This window comes from Enterobacter cloacae complex sp. P18RS (assembly GCF_014982105.1).
GTDB classification, from domain to species: domain Bacteria; phylum Pseudomonadota; class Gammaproteobacteria; order Enterobacterales; family Enterobacteriaceae; genus Enterobacter; species Enterobacter hormaechei_C.
This window is the reverse complement of sequence record NZ_JADCKV010000017.1, coordinates 204,904-222,602: the sequence shown is the minus strand read 5'-3', so window position 1 is coordinate 222,602 and position 17,699 is coordinate 204,904. Positions and strand designations below refer to the sequence as shown.

Below are 17,699 nucleotides of genomic sequence, written 5' to 3'. Positions count from 1 at the left end.
TATTATTCGCAGATTACACACAAGAAGCTTAACAATGGCTGAAAGAGTGAGCAGGGATATGTAACAAAAACAAGGGCTTCAAGATGAACTGGATAAAACCGGAGCAGAGCAAGCCCTGTTCCGGTTTGTCAGGCTTTGGAATTTCTTCCAGGCCCCTGCAGCTAGTCACAACAAACACATTAATGTTTTCATTGCTTCAATTCAATATTATTGTGTGAAAGGGATTCCATCGAAATCGGCTTATGCATGCTTAAAACTAAACTGCCCCGGCTGCAGTCATTTGGTTGCTGTGGGCTCTGTACTGTGTCTAATAGTGAAAGAATCTTACGTTATAACGAAGGAAATTGCTGAATGACTCTACGATTGCAGACGGAATCACCCGCTGACCAGGATATGTTTAGAGGCAGCAGTCATGAAAAAGTTGCAGAGAATGTGGCTCAGATCATCAGGACACCTGATGTCAATATTATTGGTCTGGAAGGTGAGCTGGGTTCAGGTAAGTCAACAATATTGAAGTTCCTGCAGAAAAAGCTTAAAGATGATTTTACGTTCATTAACTTTGATGCAGAACGTTACCATCATGGCTCAACTAAAAAAGCGCTTATCGATGTCATCCACCACGGGGTCAGCCTACAATGTCCGGGCTCCCGGGATGTGTTGGATAAGTATAAAAATCTGGCTCTGGGTAACATCGTTGAATACGACAAGAGGGTCAGCAGCAGGCTAAGCTGGTTGACCGTCGTTTTTATTTTACTGTCATTGCTTTCCGTGCAGATGCTTCGTTATGTGCTAACAGACCTTAATCAATATTTTACTAACAAGGAGTCATTATTAGGGTGGCTTTTTTATGTTGAGGTGGCCGCGTTTCTTTCTCCTGCCATTATGGTCGCAGGACTGGCATGCCTGCAGAACATGGAATGGTACAGAAAGAAAGGGTATTCGAGTATTGGTGATTTGTTCAAACGCAACAGTACTGACAGGATTGAAGAGACTTGGCTAGTTAATAAGGAGGTCGGAGCTATTGAGCTGGCTGAAGCTCTGCAGGGATTTACCTCCAAAGAGGTCATTTCCCATGGAGATCGCTTCATCCTTATCATTGATAATCTGGACCGAATCAGTGCAGACAAAGTGAAAGAGCTCTGGAGTGATATGGAGCTTATTGCCGGAGCCACTCATGAACACTTCAGGATAGTGGTGCCCTATTCGGCAAGACAGGTTTCAGCCTCACTTTCTGTGGCGGGTTTCAGCGGGCGTGAGTTTATTGCAAAGCGGATTCCTGTAAGTTTTCAGGTTCCTCCTCTTATTTCGGCAGGATGGCAGGAAGCGTTAAGGCAGTACTGGAAAGAAACAGTAAATGAGGATGCAGGGATAGCGTGCCGGGAAGCAACGGTGTTGCTTGAGCGCTGGAAACCCTCTGAGTATCCTCGTATCACACCGCGATTAATGAAGAAGTTTGTTAATGATATTCATATTCTGAACCTTACCGTTCCTGCAACAGAAGATCATCGCCATATTCTTATTGCTCTCTACTTACTGGTGGTCAGATACGGGGAGCGAGATATTAAAGTATTACTTCGCGATCCCAAAGCTAGTCAGACCGAACCCGGTATTGCTCCGGATGATTTTGACGAGATGCTCTCGCTAACTTATCAACAAATATCCCGAATTTTTAATAACGATACAGAAAGATGGAGCGAATTTCTGATGAGCATCCACTATCAGTCCACGGTGGAGCTTGCCAGGAGCGAGTTGCTTGATACGCCTCTTAAAGACGCGATTGGTGCTATAAATATCCCACGGCTTGAAGAACTGACGGCCTTGTGGGGTTTCGCTGAAGCATGGCAGCGAGTGGCACCACATATTCAGATGCGAGACTGGCTGGTTTCTTATAGCCGGATGGATGAGAAGTGTCAGGCTCTCGCCGAACCGCAACTCAAAGTCGCAGTGCAAATGCTGAATCAGAGTTATGCTGTTTCACTCAGAGAAAAGAATGATGAAGGTTTCGTATTGAGTCTGCAGAAACTGATGGCTGACGGGCGGATAAGCCTAGAGCCTTTCGTCGAAAGGCAAATATCGTTTATTGTGAGTAAACTTGATGAAATTCAGGATTCAGAAAAATTGGAGGCTGAATCCACGAAGACGTTGCTGCAGGAAGCTGATTCATACTCTGTTCTGGCCGGTGAATCACTACTGAATAAAATGGAGAATTTTGTAGATGGCGTATTTTATGTGGAATACCTTGTCAATAATGAAGAGACCTTGTCAAACCTGAAAATTGGCACACTAGATATCGGAAATCACGGTCGGGAGGAGATGTTACGCTATGGAGCTGAGCAACCTCAGATAGACCTTTTTAATCCGGGAATTATCCGGCATATCAATATTGCATCGAAGGCGGTACAGAACGTAATTGGAAAGAATGATGGTACAGGTGGGGCTCAGGTTAGCTCTGCAATAATGACGCTTAAAAATCGTCAGGTTGTTGAGGACGTTATCCATTTCAGAAAAATTGTTCTGAGCCCGGACTGGAATAATAATGTTTTAAATCAATATTATCTTAATAATACGGCGACGAGGAATCTCTTCCCTGCGGAATTTGCTGCACAGGCTGTTGCTCACATGGTGCTCCATGGTAACTATGCCGGTATCGAGTCGTACAGTGAACATATTGGTGAGGAACGGTTTGACCTGGCTTTGGCTGCATATCTTCGTTATCTACGTACTGCCGAGAGTATCTTTATAGCACTTAAGGATAAAAATGTTCTGCCGTACATCAAAAATGCTGTTGGCAGGATTGTTGATTTAGGTCTTCTGGTGAATATACCTGTCCTGAGCTTTGTTAAAGGTCAGTATGACGTCATCAAAGAAGCTACAAATGCAACCTCTCTTTTAATATTTGTGCGAGAGCGTCAAAAAGCACTGTCAGAGAAAATAATTGAGTCTGATGTGAATGCTATGGGTCCAGTATTTCTCCATGACGTATATCAGTCAGGTGAGCAGTTTGATATTTTGAAGAAAAAGCTGAACGCCCTGGCATGTGGAGTATTTAGTTCTTCTGAAAGGCTTATTGAGTGTTTTACGGTTCTTCCTGTGAACATGCGCTTTATCCTTGAACAAATGCAACTTCAGGGGCAGCATATCCGGATGGAAGGTAGTGTGGGTATCTTTGCATCATGGTTCCGTGATGCAGAGCCAGACGTTGTCACAAATGCCGAGAACATTCATTTTCTGTGGTCTTGCCTCGACGATACCCAGAGAGAGACTGTACTTGATGAGTTGCACGATGTCTTACTTGAAAGACATATTCGTATTGACAGCCGTATTGCGATTATTACCCGTTTTCATAATGAGTTGTCGTTTATTGAACCTGAGAAGGCCGTTGAACGCAGGGCTATTGCGGCGCTGTTTAGCGCTTCTGTTGATAATGTATTATTGTCTCAATGGCTTGACCGTCAGACGTTTTCATTTTCATCATGGTCTCCGGAGGACGCCCGTACGGCAACGAGTTGTATAATGAATAACTCGGAGATTTTTCCTCTCATCTGCAGGAATTCACAGTATATTAAAAACAGAATGTTACCAGAGAAAGCGGACGTTACAGAAGATAGTGATACGTTTCCGGACTGAGTTCGTTCTTTAAATCCTATACCTGAAGACCACAGCGGTGGTCTTTGGGAGTTTTTTTATTGCCTGATATACATTAAGCATGTTATATCTTGCTAAGAAATAATCATTCAGGGATTAATCATAACTACTGAAGTTATGTTGTGTTCTTTTCTTTTAAAAATAAATTATTCAGATTTATTTTCTATTGATTTAATGAGGTAGGGAATGACAGAAAGTGCTTTGCTTTTGCGAGAGGCATTTAATGAATCGGTTAACTATATGACATGGTCTTTTTATTCACTGATAACTGCTTACGTTTCGATGGCTTTTTATGATAGAGTTGAGGTTAAGACCCGAATAAATAATTATCTGAATAAGTTACTTTTCGTGATTGCTATGTCCGTTTTTATCCCAAATATGTACTTTGTTTCAATGGTGTTCAGTCAGAAGTTAGGCACCGCAGCTGGCGTTGCGTCATTCATTATTGGGCTACTTTTCATGATGTTAAACTTGGCACCTGTAATTACTGGTATCGTACAGCAGCGCAAAGATTGAGTTTTATGAGTATAGTCAGTTGGGTTTTCATCTGTTTTATCAGACTTAGAAAAATGAAATCTTTCAATTCATTGATTTTAAACGCAAAAAAATTTCTAAATGATCAGAATTATAGGGTGCTCGCTCTGTTCGATCACCGAACACGAAGGCCGTATTATTCAGAGCCGTTCCGAAGAGTCGATTGTTAACGAGATCGAAGCGATTCGCGACACGGTGCCGGGCTTTACCGGCGTGATCTCCGATCTGGGAGGTCCAACGGCCAACATGTACATGCTGCGCTGTAAATCGCCGCGCGCCGAGCAGACCTGCCGTCGTCTCTCCTGCGTCTATCCGAGCATTTGCGAGCATATGGACACCAACCACGAGCCGACTATCAATCTTTACCGTCGCGCCCGTGACCTGAAAGGCATCAAGAAGATCCTGATCGCCTCCGGCGTGCGTTACGACATTGCGGTGGAAGATCCGCGCTACATCAAAGAGCTGGCGACGCACCACGTTGGCGGTTATCTGAAGATCGCCCCGGAGCACACCGAAGAAGGCCCGCTGTCCAAAATGATGAAGCCAGGCATGGGCAGCTATGACCGCTTTAAACAGCTGTTTGATACCTATTCAAAACAGGCGGGGAAAGAGCAGTATCTGATCCCATACTTCATCTCCGCACACCCCGGCACCCGTGATGAAGACATGGTGAACCTGGCGCTGTGGCTGAAGCAGCGTCGATTCCGTCTGGATCAGGTGCAGAACTTCTACCCGTCGCCGCTCGCCAACTCGACGACCATGTATTACACCGGCAAAAACCCGCTGAGTAAGATTGGTTATAAGAGCGAAGACGTGGTGGTGCCGAAAGGGGATAAACAGCGCCGTCTGCATAAAGCGCTGCTGCGCTATCACGATCCGAAAAACTGGCCGCTGATCCGTCAGGCGCTGGAAGAGATGGGGAAAAAGCACCTGATCGGCTCGCGTCGTGATTGCCTGGTGCCAGCGCCAACGCTGGAAGAGATGCGCGAAGCGCGCCGCCAGAACCGCAACACGCGCCCGGCGCTGACCAAGCACACGCCTATTGCGCATCAGCGTTCGAACGGTGTTGCGGGAACGAAGAAGAACGTAAAACGTAAGACCGGTTAAACCTGTAACAATGCCCGGTGGCGCTGCGCTTACCGGGCCTACAGGTCTAACCCTCTCCCCTCCGGGGAGAGGGCAGGGTGAGGGGATCACCCGCCAAACTGATCCGGGTCCGGCCCAAGCCGTTTGCCCTGATCCAGCTTCGCAATTTCACCCAGCTCGTCTTTATCCAGGCGGAAATCCCAGACGTCGAAGTTCTCGGCGATACGCGATGGCGTGACCGATTTCGGGATCACCACCAGACCGCTATCCAGATGCCAGCGAATGACGATCTGCGCCGGGGTTTTACCGTACTTATCCGCCAGTTCACGGATGATTTTCTGGTCAAACACCCCTTCGCCGCCCTGAGCCAGCGGGCTCCAGGATTCGGTCTGGATCTTGTGCGTGGCGTTCCATGAATGAAGCTGGCGCTGCTGCATCAGCGGGTGCAGCTCAATCTGGTTAATTACCGGCGCGACGCCCGTTTCATCAATCAGGCGTTGCAGATGATGAACCTGGAAATTACAGACGCCGATGCTTTTTATCAGCCCCTCTTTTTGCAGTTCAATCATTCCCTTCCAGGCATCAACGTAATGGTCGATAGCCGGTACCGGCCAGTGCATGAGATAAAGATCGACGAAATCGAGCTGGAGTTTCTCCAGACTCTCCTGCAACGCTTCGCGGGGACGCTTTTGATCCTCGTTCCACAGCTTGGTGGTGATGAAAAGCTCATCCCGGGGAACGCCGGCGCTGGCAAGCGCTTTCCCCACGCCGTCCTCGTTTTTATAGGCGGCGGCGGTATCGATGGACCGATAGCCGACTTCCAGGGCTTTATGAATGGCGGAGACGACCTCGTCGTTACCGGCTTTCCATACACCTAGCCCCAGCTGGGGCATCACGTTGCCGTCCTGTAGCTTGATTACGGTTTGGTTTGCCATTTTTCCTCCTTCAGGTGCTCATCGCCGGAGGGAACCTCCGACGATGTGATGTGCATTAAGTCTGGACGAAATGTCAAAAAACGAAAGTCAGGATCCTAAAAACGCTTAGCGTGCCGCTTCGTAAATACGACGGCTGACGTCCAGGGTGATGTCGCCATGCTCGCCGATCTGCGTCATACCGTGTGCTTCCAGTTTCGCCAGCAGGGCAGGGATGGAACTGCCGTCCAGGCCATAGCCAGAGAGACGCGTTGGCACGCCCAGGCTTTCAAAGAAGTGACGGGTGGCTTCAATCGCGGCATCGATACGCGCATCGTCGGAACCGTCGGTGATGTTCCACACGCGTTCGGCATACTGGAGCAGTTTGGCGCGTTTAGCGTCACGTTTTTCGTTCCACAGCGCAGGCAGAACCACCGCCAGCGTCTGGGCGTGATCCAGGCCGTGCATCGCCGTCAGCTCGTGGCCGAGCATATGGGTAGCCCAGTCCTGCGGCACGCCTGCGCCGATCAGGCCGTTCAGCGCCTGGGTGGCAGCCCACATCACGTTGGCACGCACGTCGTAATTTTCAGGCTCTTTCAGCGCTTTTGGACCTTCTTCAATCAGCGTCAGCAGAATGCCTTCCGCGAAACGATCCTGAATTTTGGCGTTTACCGGGTAAGTAACGTACTGCTCAACGGTGTGAACAAAGGCGTCGACCACGCCGTTCGCCACCTGACGTGCAGGCAGGGTATAGGTGTAAACCGGATCGAGGATCGCGAACACGGGCTGAACGTGTTCGTTCATAAAGGCCTGCTTGTCACCGGTGGTTTTACGGGAGATGACCGCGCCTTTGTTGGACTCTGATCCGGTGGCCGGCAGCGTCAGCACGGAGCCCATCGGGATCGCACTGCTGATGTCGCTGCCGCCCGTTTCCAGAATATGCCACGGGTCGATGCCGTCAGCGTAATGGGCCGCCGCCGCGATGAATTTGGTGCCGTCCAGCACGGAGCCGCCGCCCACCGCCAGCAGGAAGGTGATTTGCTCCTCACGGGCGATTTTTACCGCGTTCATCAGCGTTTCATAAGACGGGTTAGGCTCGATACCGCCGAACTCGCGCACGTCCAGACCTTCCAGAGCGCTGTACACCTGATCCAGTACGCCGGTTTTTTTCACGCTGCCGCCGCCGTAGGTAATCAGGACGCGGGCGTCAGCGGGGATTTGCGCGCGCAGGTCGGCGATGGCGTCTTTACCAAACAGAATGCGGGTTGGGGTATGAAGATTAAAGTTGTTCATGGCTTGTTCCCTGTAGTGGGTAAAAAATCGTGGTGGCGCAGAAGGCAACCTGATGCTGCTCATTGTGGCGGGCAGGCGCTATCCTCTCAATGCACATTCCTGCCGATGTCTTGCCCATTTCTACAGCGCGCTGGAGAAACGGTAAGAAAATGCGCACACTGTCAGCGTCGGAAACCGTACCCGGAGTAACTGAAAATGAACCGTGATGCCATCTGCCGCCAGCTAACGTCGCAGATTAAAAGAATGATAGATAACGGAAATGATTCGGCTGAGCTGCTGCCGGATATCCGATTGCTGTACGGTACCCAGCCCGGGACGCGCACCCCGGTGATGTATCAGCCCGGCATCGTGTTTCTCTTTTCTGGCCATAAGATTGGCTATATCAATGAGCGCGTGTTCCGTTACGACACCAATGAATATCTGCTTCTGACAGTACCTTTACCCTTCGAATGTGAAACTTTCGCGACAGAGGAGGTACCGCTGGCCGGGATCCGCGTCAACGTCGACATCCTCCAGTTGCAGGAGCTGCTGATGGAGATTGGGGAGGACGAACTTTTCCGGCCGTCAATGGCGGCAAGCGGTATCAACTCCGCGACCCTGTCGGAGGAAATTCTCTGCGCGATTGAACGCCTGTTAGACGTGATGGAAAGGCCGCTGGATGCGCGTATTCTCGGAAAACAGATTATCCGCGAAATTCTTTACCATGTGCTGCTGGGACCGGGCGGCGGGGCGCTGCTGGCGCTGGTAAGCCGGCAAACGCACTTCAGCCTGATTAGCCGCGTGCTGAAGCGCATCGAGAGCCAGTACACGGAAAACCTCAGCGTTGACCAGCTGGCGGCGGAAGCCAATATGAGCGTCTCGGCGTTTCACCATAACTTTAAATCTGTCACCAGCACGTCACCGTTGCAGTACCTCAAAACCTACCGTCTGCATAAGGCGCGGATGCTGATGATCCACGATGGCATGAAGGCCAGCGCCGCGGCGATGCGGGTCGGGTATGAAAGCGCGTCGCAGTTTAGTCGGGAGTTTAAGCGCTACTTCGGCGTCACGCCGGGGGAAGATGCGTCACGTATAAGAACCATGCAGGGAGCCTGAGGGGAAACGGAGGCCGGGTAAGCGGTAGCGCCACCCGGCTTTTATTTATGCGCTGCAATACTTTTTCTTAATCACCACCGCAATGGTACCCACCAGCCCTGCAACCAGCAGGAAAATCGGCAGGATCATCAGGAAGGTCATCACCTGGTCTTCATGGCGCTTAACAAAGGGGATCATATTCAGCGCGTAGCCGAGCGTGGTGACCACGCCTACCCAGAGCAGGGCGCTCAGCCAGTTGAAGAACTGGAAGCGGCGGTTAGAGAGGCCTGAAATACCCGCCATGGTAGGCAACAGGGTACGAACAAACGCCAGAAAACGCCCGGCAAGTAACGCCAGCAGGCCGTGACGGTCAAACATGCAGGTCGCGCGCTGGTGATATTTATGCGGCAGCTGCGCCAGCCAGCCTTTCACCACGCGAGTGTTTCCAAGCCAGCGCCCTTGCAGGTAGCTCAGCCAACAGCCGAGACTGGCCGCAGAGGTGAGGATCACCATTGTCGGTGCGAAGTCCATCACGCCCTTGCCGATTAACGCCCCTGCGAGCAGGAGCAGGCTGTCACCGGGTAAAAATGAGGCTGGCAGTAATCCATTTTCCAGAAACAGCGTCGCGAACATCACGAAATAGACAATCCCGACGACATGCGGGTCCGCCAGCGCGGCAAAATCGTGTTGCCAGAGCGCCGTGATGATATTTTGAATAACAGCCATGGACTTTCCTGTGGAACAGCAGATATAACGCTATTGTACTCCCAATTTTGCCTGTCGGGGTTGATCGCAGGCGCATCTCATACAGACTTTTCTGCTTGCGGTGTTCAGAATAGCGTCCGGGGAGTACATTTCAGCCAGCACTTTACACGATGCGCTCAAATCCTGCCGATAAATCCGCAATTAAATCGTCCACATTTTCCAGCCCGATATGCAGGCGGATTAAGGTCCCCTCGAAGTCCACCTCGCCGCCTGGGCGCAGGGCCGCAATCTGCTCCGGCTGGTTGGGCAGGATCAGCGATTCAAACCCACCCCATGAATAGGCCATGCTGAAGAGGGTAAAGTTATCCAGATAGCTTGCCAGTTCGGCGTCATTCAGGCGCTTTTTAAGAACAAATGAGAACAACCCGCTGCTGCCCGTAAAGTCACGTTGCCAGTATTCGTGGCCCTTGCTGCCCGGCAGCGCCGGATGGTTAACGCGCTCCACCTGCGGATGCAGCGCCAGCCACTGTGCAATTTGCAGGCTGCTTTCGTGATGCTGACGCAAACGTACGCCGAGCGTACGGATGCCCCGGCTGGTCATGTAGGCGGTATCGGCATCCACCATCTGGCCCATCAGGTAGGCGTTTTCACGCAATTGATCCCAGCAGCGGGCGTTAGACACCGCCGTACCGATCATGCCGTCGGAATGGCCAATCAGGTATTTGGTCGCCGCCTGAATGGAGATATCGATGTCAAATTCCAGGGCTTTAAACAGCACACCTGCCGCCCAGGTGTTGTCGAGCATGATGATCGCTTCCGGCGCTATGCTGCGCACCGCCTTCACGATGGCCGGGACGTCATGCACTTCCATGGTGATGGAGCCGGGAGATTCCAGGAACACAACGCGCGTGTTGGGCTGAATAAGCCCGGCAATACCGGCTCCAATCAGCGGATCGAACCAGCTGGTGGTGACGCCGAGCTTGCTGAGTATTTTGGTGCAGAAGTCCTGGCTTGGCTCGTAGGCGGTATTGGTCATCAGGACGTGGTCACCCTGTTCCACAAACGCCAGAATAGTATTGGCGACCGCCGCCGCGCCGCACGGGAACAGCGCGCAGCCCGCGCCGCCCTCCAGTTCGCACATGGCTTCCTGCAACGAGAAATGGGTTAACGTGCCACGACGACCGTAAAACAGCCCGCCCTTCGCGCGATTACGCGTAGCGATTTTTTTATCTTCAACGGTATCAAACACCAGCGAGGAGGCGCGCTGGATCACGCTGTTGACCGAGCCCTGCGTGTATTTCTTACTGCGTCCTGCCTGCACCAGCGTGGTCTCAAGCTGCTTTTTAGTCATGTTCGCTAACCCTTTTTTTATACGTCTGGACGTCCAGACTACCACGATTGTCAGAATGTGCATCCGGATGCTTATCGAATAAGCAGAAAATATTATCAAAAATTCGCATAAGAAATTTTTACTGCGTAAGCGCAAGGAAAGTGAGCGAAAATTACGGCACTATGTAAATACTAATGAGAACTACTATCAATTCGACGACGTTTTGATATTATTACGTTCAGATTTTGTGATTTGCGTCCTGGAGATACAGAGTGGGTAATAATTTGATGCAGACGGATCTCTCCGTTTGGGGCATGTATCAACATGCTGACATCGTAGTTAAGATTGTGATGATCGGCCTGATTCTGGCGTCCGTGATCACCTGGGCTATCTTCTTCAGCAAGAGCGCCGAACTTCTTTCACAAAAACGCCGCCTCAAGCGTGAGCAGAAGCAGCTGGCGGAAGCCCGCTCTCTGGATCAGGCTTCTGATATCACCTCATCCTTCCATGCGAAAAGCCTGACTACCCTGTTAGTGAACGAAGCGCAGAACGAGCTGGAACTCTCCGCAGGCAGTGAAGATAACGAAGGCATTAAAGAGCGTACCGGCTTCCGTCTGGAGCGTCGCGTTGCGGCCGTGGGTCGTCATATGGGCCGCGGTAACGGCTACCTGGCGACTATCGGCGCCATCTCCCCGTTCGTCGGCCTGTTCGGTACCGTCTGGGGCATCATGAACAGCTTTATCGGTATCGCCCAGACGCAGACCACTAACCTTGCGGTCGTCGCGCCGGGTATCGCAGAAGCGCTGCTGGCCACGGCTATCGGTCTGGTTGCCGCTATCCCGGCGGTTGTTATCTATAACATCTTCGCGCGCATGATTGGCAGTTACAAAGCCACACTGGGTGACGTTGCCGCGCAGGTTCTGCTGCTGCAAAGCCGCGATCTGGACCTGAACGCCAGCGCCGTTAAACCGGTACATGCGGCGTCCAAACTGCGCGTAGGTTGATTGTATGGCAATGCGTCTTAATGAAAATCTGGACGATAATGGTGAAATGCATGAGATCAACGTGACGCCGTTTATCGACGTCATGCTGGTTCTGCTGATTATCTTTATGGTTGCCGCACCGCTGGCGACGGTGGACGTGAAGGTGAATCTGCCTGCGTCCTCCAGCCAGCCGCAGCCGCGTCCGGAAAAGCCTATCTACCTGTCCGTGAAGGCCGATAAGTCCATGTTCCTGGGCAACGACCCGGTGACGGATGCCTCGGTTATTCCGGCGCTGGACCAGCTGACCGGCGGCAAGAAAGACACCACCGTCTTCTTCCGCGCGGATAAAACCGTCGATTATGAAACCATGATGAAGGTAATGGACACGCTGCATCAGGCGGGATACCTGAAGATTGGTCTGGTCGGCGAAGAGAAAGCGGCCGCGAAGTAAAACGAAGGCTTTTGCAGCCTTCCCTGCCGGGTGGCGGCGTCGCCTTACCCGGCCTGCATTCCGCAACAATCATTGTTGACTCACACTGAAGGCGCCGTCGGCGCCTCTTCATCAAGCGCTACACAGGTCACGTTTGAAGTTCGGTAATGACCTTCCGAGAGTTTACGGGTCAGGCGCAGGGTGGCTGTCTCGCGTGCCAGCAGGTACTGATAGTTCGCCTCCAGTCGCCCGAGGATCTTCTCTTTAAGCTCAGGGCGCTGTTCAATAATGGCGTTCATCACCGCGCCGTAAATCTCCTCCTTGGCCTGCAAGGCGTAAATCTCCCGACGATTCTGCCATTTCAGGCGCACCAGCGTGGCCGGAATCGAAACCAAATCCTGCGTAATTCGCGTCATCTCGTCATTTTTTATCTTTTTCAGGGCGTCGAGATTCTGCTTTAAGATAAATTCATCGCTTTTCTTATCATCTAAAGTCAAATAAACGTTATTACCGCTGTCATCATTCACGTTAATCTTCCCCCAGGTTATAAAAAATGGGATTGTTTTTTTCACGCGTAATTAAATTAAGCCAAATTTCATTGCCGGCCTCATTTATTTGCTGCGTTTTCTCGGTCATTATTTGACTGAGCCTCTGGGCGTCTATTTCCCCTTCGGCCTGTAAATCATTCAGCAGATGAACTAAGGCTTCAATCTTGATGGCGCGAAATAAACGCTCTTTTAAATGGCGATCGTGCTCTTCCAGCACCATATTACGGGATTTGCCGGTGCGTGAAACACCAATTAATATGTCGGCTTCATAGTCGGAGAGTTTTCTTTTTCCTTGAGTGAAATTCGCCTCTTTATCTGCTTCCGTCGAAGGCTGTTCCACAGGCGTAATGTGGTACTTTGCCGGGACAAGATTGTCGGGCAGCATTTTAATTTCCTTTAATTTCAAAAAAGGTGGGGGTGGAAAAAGGGTGAGATTCGTTGACAATAACATGAGGCAATTTTAAAATCAAAAAAAATGGAGCCTACCCATGAACAGCATTTTCTTTACGGTCATAACGTTACTATTACTGACCGCTGGCGTGCTTTTATTGATGCAAGAGTTAAATAAAACGAAAGCGTCAAAAGACGTCAGTGAACCGCCGCAGCCTGAATTGATGTCGAAAGAGGAGGGGGAAGATCATTTCTCCGTATTGATGAACGCCGTGACGCCGGTCTGGTACTGGCGGGTAAATCACGAATATATCGATTTTCTCCATGCGACAATTAAGCGAATGAAAATGGCTGAAATTAATGATACGCCCGGCCTGTTCGACGCGCAGCGCCGTTGTAGCGACCTTAATTCGGCGGTTTATAAATATTACGACAATATCAAAAAGCGCTGTCTGAATGGCGAGAAGGTGTCGTACTCCGATTTAGACGTATTAAATCTGCGCCAGTGTTTTCGCGAGTTTAGCCTGGAAGCCTACCCGGAACTGGTCGCGCTGGTCTGGCCGGAGTATGCGCGTCCGGATGTGGATCCCAACGAGGTATAGTTGAGATATACTGAGCGCTGGTTTCGTTTGCAGACAGGATTTTATGGAACGCTTCTTTGAAAACGCAATGTATGCCTCTCGCTGGCTGCTCGCACCCGTCTATTTTGGTCTCTCCCTGGCGCTGGTCGCCCTGACGATCAAGTTCTTCCAGGAGATATTTCATGTCCTGCCAAACATTTTCTCCGTGGCAGAAGCCGATTTGATTCTGGTTCTGCTGTCGCTGGTGGATATGACGCTGGTGGGGGGGTTACTGGTGATGGTGATGTTCTCCGGTTATGAGAATTTCGTCTCTCAGCTTGATATCGCCGAGCACAAAGAAAAGCTCAACTGGCTGGGGAAAATGGATGCCTCATCGCTGAAGAATAAAGTCGCGGCGTCGATTGTGGCGATTTCGTCTATACACCTGTTACGCGTCTTTATGGACGCGAAAAACGTCCCGGATAATAAGCTGATGTGGTATGTGATTATCCACCTGACGTTTGTGCTGTCGGCGTTTGTGATGGGGTATCTGGATAAGATCAGTAAGAAATAAATTCACCATGCCCCTCACCCTAACCCTCTCCCACAGGGAGAGGGAATATCAATCTCCCTCTCCCTGTGGGAGAGGGCCGGGGTGAGGGCAGCAGGCCGCACTATTTATTTATCCGACGACGCCTGCCACAAATTCAGCTCACCATCCGCAACGTGCTGGTCAATCCGCGTCAGTTCATCTTCGCTAAAGCGCAGGTTATTCAGCGCCTGAACGTTCTCTTCCAGCTGCTCCGGGCGGCTCGCGCCAATCAGCACCGACGTTACACGCTCATCTTTCAACAGCCAGCTTAGCGCCATCTGCGCCATCGTCTGCCCGCGCGCGTGCGCCATCTCGTTCAGCAAACGAAGGCTGCTCAGGTTGGCTTCCGTCAGCATTTTCTCCGTCAGGCCGCGCACTTTTTTCCCTTCGCGTTGCATACGTGAACCGTCCGGAATACCGTTCAGGTATTTTCCGGTGAGCAGGCCCTGTGCCAGCGGGGTAAAGGCGATACAGCCCGTTCCGTTTTTCTCCAGCGCGTCCAGCAGGCCGGTCTTGTCGACCCAGCGGTTAAGCAGGTTGTAAGACGGCTGGTGGATCAAAAGCGGGATCTTCCACTCGCGCAGCAATTCGGCCATTACCGCCGTGCGTTCCGTGGAGTAGGACGAAATGCCGACGTACAGCGCTTTTCCGCTCTGCACCGCGTGCGCCAGCGCGGAGGCGGTCTCTTCCATCGGCGTGTTTTCGTCTACGCGGTGAGAATAGAAAATATCCACATACTCCACACCCATGCGTTTCAGGCTCTGGTCGAGGCTGGCGAGCAGGTATTTACGTGAACCGCCCGAACCATAAGGCCCTGGCCACATGTCGTAGCCCGCTTTGGTGGAGATGATCAGCTCGTCACGATACCCGGCAAAATCCTCCCGCAGCAGACGGCCAAAATTCTCTTCAGCGCTGCCTGGTGGGGGGCCGTAGTTGTTGGCAAGGTCAAAGTGGGTAATACCGAGATCGAAGGCCTTACGCAGCAGCGCGCGCTGGGAATCGAGCGGCTGAACGTGACCGAAGCTGTGCCACTGGCCCAGCGACAGTGCCGGTAAGCGCAGGCCGCTTTTGCCGCAGTATCGGTACTGCATGTTTTCGTATCGGCCGGTGTAAGGGTGCCAGGACATGATGTCTCCTTTCTTGTCGGTGAATTTTCGAAACAACGTTTTCATTCTATGCCGACTCGATAACAAAAAAGTATATTTTCTGCGGTATCTGCCGATAAAGAGGGTAGTACTCGCCTCTGGGCGAATTCACCCTCACGGCAAGGAATACTCAATGAAGATGCTTCGTAATTTCACCATCCGTTTCGTCATGCTGACGATACTGGGGATCTTTTGTGTCATGTGGGCAGGCGTGGGGCTTTACAGCACCTGGTCTCTGTCTCGTGTTTCTGATGGTAATGATGTTGACCGCCAGCTGGTCCGGCAAATGACGGTGCTGAGCCAGGGCAACGATCAGTATTTCCGTTTCGTCACCCGCCTGAGCCGGGCGATGGAAGTTAAAGCGGCGGGCGGCACGCCGGACCTGGCTCCTGCTCAGCAGGCGCTGGATAACATGAGTAAAAAGCTGGCAGAGATGAAAGCTATCTCTCCGGGCCCGATGGATGAAAAGGTGTCTGCGCAGGTGATTTCCACCTGGCAGGCGCTGCTCGATCGGGGCGTGACGCCGCAGATGGCGCAGGCGAAGCAGGCGACGCTCGAAGGCTATCGTCAGCATGCCAACAACGTCACGCCGCCGCTAAGCCGTGCATTCGGGGCAGCGGCTGAGAACTTTAACAACACCGCGGCGAAGGCGCTCGACAGCACGCGCGTGGTGGTCGACGGCCTCACCAGCATGACCCGGACGGTGATTATCACCGCCACGATCGTGGGTCTGTTGATCCTACTGTTCACCGACCGCTACCTGGTGGCGATACTGGTAAAACCGCTGGATCGTATCCGTCAGCAGTTCCGCCAGATTGCGCAGGGCGATCTCAGCCAGCCGATTGAATCCTTTGGCCGCAACTGCGTGGGGCAACTGGTGCCGCTGCTGAGCGCCATGCAGGACAGCCTGCGGGAAGCGGTCAGCACGATTCGTTCCGGCAGCGAGAATATCTGGCGCGGGGCAACGGAGATCTCCAGCGGGAATAACGATCTCTCTTCGCGTACCGAAGAGCAGGCCGCCGCGCTGGAAGAGACCGCGGCCAGCATGGAGCAGCTAACCGCAACGGTGAAGCTGAACGCCGAAAGCGCGCGCCAGGCCAGCCAGCTTGCGGATGTCGCCTCCAGTACGGCCAGCCGCGGCGGCTCGCTGGTGGAAGATGTGGTCACAACCATGAGCGGCATTTCGGACAGCTCGAAAAAAATCGCTGAAATCACTACCGTCATCAACAGCATCGCCTTCCAGACCAACATTCTGGCGCTGAACGCCGCGGTGGAAGCGGCCCGGGCCGGGGAGCAGGGGCGGGGCTTTGCGGTCGTGGCGGGTGAGGTGCGTAATCTGGCCAGCCGCAGCGCGAATGCGGCAAAAGAGATCGAAGGGCTGATTGCAGATTCCGTTGCCCGCGTGGAGCATGGGGCGCAGCTGGTGAACGATACCGGCACCACGATGGAAGCGATCCTGCGCGACGTGACGGAAGTGACCGTCATTATGAAGCAGATCGCCACCGCGTCAGAGGAGCAGAGCAAAGGTATTTCTCAGGTCGGCGTTGCCATCACGCAGATGGACGGCGTGACCCAGCAGAACGCCTCGCTGGTGGAGCAGGTTTCCGCCGCCGCCGCCGCACTTGAACGGCAGACCGAAGAACTCCAGCGCTCAGTGCAGAAATTCCGTCTCACCGCGTAACCTCTCGTGTCAGGCCGTCTCTGGCGGCCTGACGTTTATCGCTCTGAATAATCTGTGTCACCTGCGACAGCTGACCAATTTTCACTTCACTTGCCCGCATAAATTTACTTTTGTCGATCAGCAGCAGCGACTGGCTGGCGCGGTTTAACAGCAGCGCCTTAAAGCCCGCGTTGTGCTCGGACGGATCCCAAAGGACGCCATGCTCATCGACCCCTTCACACGAGAAGATGAACAGATCGATCTCCAGCCCTTTTAGCTGCGTCACCAGCGCCGGGTTAACATAGCAGCGATACTTACGCTCAAGCGTTCCGCCGGAGCAGATAAGCGTGATCCGCTCGCGCTTTGCCATCTCGTGGCAGATAGGCAGACTGTTGGTAAATACGGTGAGGTCGATGTCCGGCAACTGGCGCGCCAGATGAAAGCAGGTTGAGCTGGCGTCGAGGGCGATGGTCATCCCTTCGCTGATCCAGCCCAGCGCGTGGCGGGCAATATCGGCTTTGTCGGCATAATGGCTTTTCAGGCGTGCGCCAAAGGGTTCACCGCTGTCGCGGCTGTCCGGATGAATCAGACGCGCGCGCCCGTGCTGGCGCAGCAGCTTCCCCTGCTGCTGCAACGACTTCAGATCCCGGCGGATGGTCTCTTTGCTGACGGAGAGCTTTTCAGCCAGCACATCGGTAGTCAGCCAGTCGCTTTTACTCAGCAAGGTGATAAGACTCTGCTGTCGGGTCGCTTTTAGCGTCTGGTCTGACATACGAGGCTCCTTGCGCACGCGTGCTGACGCATTTTTCTCAT

At 52.4% G+C, this 17,699-nt stretch carries 16 protein-coding genes and 1 pseudogene; 9 read left to right on the top strand and 8 right to left on the bottom strand.

The genetic code is table 11. The features are described from left to right. Positions 1 to 351: 351 nt before the first annotated feature. The 3 genes and pseudogenes from INF61_RS14570 to INF61_RS14560 all read left to right on the top strand — a co-directional run. On the top strand, positions 352 to 3,627 hold the full coding sequence (locus INF61_RS14570; RefSeq protein WP_021242119.1) for a P-loop NTPase fold protein: 3,276 nt from the start codon (positions 352 to 354) through the stop codon (positions 3,625 to 3,627). Positions 3,628 to 3,831: 204 nt separating this feature from the next. Beyond that, positions 3,832 to 4,161: a hypothetical protein gene (locus INF61_RS14565; RefSeq protein WP_023295435.1), complete on the top strand. Its 330-nt coding sequence runs from the start codon at positions 3,832 to 3,834 to the stop codon at positions 4,159 to 4,161. Between the two features lie 114 nt (positions 4,162 to 4,275). Continuing rightward, positions 4,276 to 5,286, top strand: a pseudogene (locus INF61_RS14560) (radical SAM protein); the annotation flags it as partial. An 86-nt stretch (positions 5,287 to 5,372) separates the two neighbouring features. Here the strand turns inward: INF61_RS14560 and dkgA are convergent. Together dkgA and yqhD are read right to left on the bottom strand one after the other, a co-directional pair. After that, on the bottom strand, positions 5,373 to 6,200 hold the full coding sequence (dkgA, locus tag INF61_RS14555; RefSeq protein WP_047741518.1) for a 2,5-didehydrogluconate reductase DkgA: 828 nt from the start codon (positions 6,198 to 6,200) through the stop codon (positions 5,373 to 5,375). A gap of 105 nt (positions 6,201 to 6,305) precedes the next feature. Further along, entirely contained in the window at positions 6,306 to 7,469 is a 1,164-nt protein-coding gene (gene yqhD, locus INF61_RS14550; RefSeq protein WP_023304422.1) for an alcohol dehydrogenase, read from the bottom strand. Between the two features lie 195 nt (positions 7,470 to 7,664). On the opposite strand from yqhD, the gene INF61_RS14545 reads away from it, so the two are divergent. Next, complete coding sequence (locus INF61_RS14545) at positions 7,665 to 8,564, top strand: AraC family transcriptional regulator (protein WP_033487660.1); 900 nt, start codon at positions 7,665 to 7,667, stop codon at positions 8,562 to 8,564. Positions 8,565 to 8,609: 45 nt separating this feature from the next. On the opposite strand, the gene yghB is transcribed toward INF61_RS14545, so the two are convergent. Together yghB and metC are read right to left on the bottom strand one after the other, a co-directional pair. Next, the gene (gene yghB / locus INF61_RS14540) at positions 8,610 to 9,269 is read right to left on the bottom strand and encodes a DedA family general envelope maintenance protein YghB (protein ID WP_015571869.1); all 660 of its coding nucleotides are present in this window, start codon (positions 9,267 to 9,269) and stop codon (positions 8,610 to 8,612) included. A 142-nt stretch (positions 9,270 to 9,411) separates the two neighbouring features. Continuing rightward, a complete protein-coding gene (gene metC / locus INF61_RS14535) occupies positions 9,412 to 10,599 on the bottom strand; it encodes a cystathionine beta-lyase (protein WP_033487659.1) in 1,188 nt (395 codons plus the stop codon). A gap of 251 nt (positions 10,600 to 10,850) precedes the next feature. On the opposite strand from metC, the gene exbB reads away from it, so the two are divergent. Then, complete coding sequence (gene exbB / locus INF61_RS14530; protein ID WP_003862482.1) at positions 10,851 to 11,582, top strand: tol-pal system-associated acyl-CoA thioesterase; 732 nt, start codon at positions 10,851 to 10,853, stop codon at positions 11,580 to 11,582. 4 nt (positions 11,583 to 11,586) lie between these two features. Further along, complete coding sequence (gene exbD / locus INF61_RS14525) at positions 11,587 to 12,012, top strand: TonB system transport protein ExbD (protein ID WP_001251472.1); 426 nt, start codon at positions 11,587 to 11,589, stop codon at positions 12,010 to 12,012. Between the two features lie 80 nt (positions 12,013 to 12,092). Here exbD and INF61_RS14520 read toward each other — a convergent pair whose 3' ends face one another. Both INF61_RS14520 and INF61_RS14515 read right to left on the bottom strand, forming a co-directional pair. After that, on the bottom strand, positions 12,093 to 12,518 hold the full coding sequence (locus INF61_RS14520) for a hypothetical protein (protein ID WP_017382748.1): 426 nt from the start codon (positions 12,516 to 12,518) through the stop codon (positions 12,093 to 12,095). Between the two features lies 1 nt (position 12,519). After that, complete coding sequence (locus tag INF61_RS14515) at positions 12,520 to 12,924, bottom strand: hypothetical protein (RefSeq protein WP_032655029.1); 405 nt, start codon at positions 12,922 to 12,924, stop codon at positions 12,520 to 12,522. A 103-nt stretch (positions 12,925 to 13,027) separates the two neighbouring features. Between INF61_RS14515 and INF61_RS14510 the strand changes: the two genes are divergently transcribed. Together INF61_RS14510 and INF61_RS14505 are read left to right on the top strand one after the other, a co-directional pair. Next, complete coding sequence (locus INF61_RS14510; protein ID WP_023295431.1) at positions 13,028 to 13,531, top strand: ESA_00282 family adhesion-associated protein; 504 nt, start codon at positions 13,028 to 13,030, stop codon at positions 13,529 to 13,531. A 43-nt stretch (positions 13,532 to 13,574) separates the two neighbouring features. After that, positions 13,575 to 14,063 carry a TIGR00645 family protein gene (locus INF61_RS14505; RefSeq protein WP_006811956.1) on the top strand — a complete coding sequence of 163 codons (489 nt, stop codon included), beginning with the start codon at positions 13,575 to 13,577 and terminating at the stop codon, positions 14,061 to 14,063. Positions 14,064 to 14,167: 104 nt separating this feature from the next. Here INF61_RS14505 and INF61_RS14500 read toward each other — a convergent pair whose 3' ends face one another. Continuing rightward, on the bottom strand, positions 14,168 to 15,208 hold the full coding sequence (locus tag INF61_RS14500) for an aldo/keto reductase (protein ID WP_193547872.1): 1,041 nt from the start codon (positions 15,206 to 15,208) through the stop codon (positions 14,168 to 14,170). Between the two features lie 151 nt (positions 15,209 to 15,359). On the opposite strand from INF61_RS14500, the gene INF61_RS14495 reads away from it, so the two are divergent. After that, a complete protein-coding gene (locus tag INF61_RS14495) occupies positions 15,360 to 16,907 on the top strand; it encodes a methyl-accepting chemotaxis protein (protein ID WP_069596013.1) in 1,548 nt (515 codons plus the stop codon). Here INF61_RS14495 and fucR read toward each other — a convergent pair. Next, positions 16,897 to 17,658, bottom strand: a complete 762-nt coding sequence (gene fucR / locus INF61_RS14490) for an L-fucose operon activator (RefSeq protein ID WP_015571863.1) — start codon at positions 17,656 to 17,658, stop codon at positions 16,897 to 16,899. The genes INF61_RS14495 and fucR overlap by 11 nt on opposite strands. Positions 17,659 to 17,699: the final 41 nt, after the last annotated feature.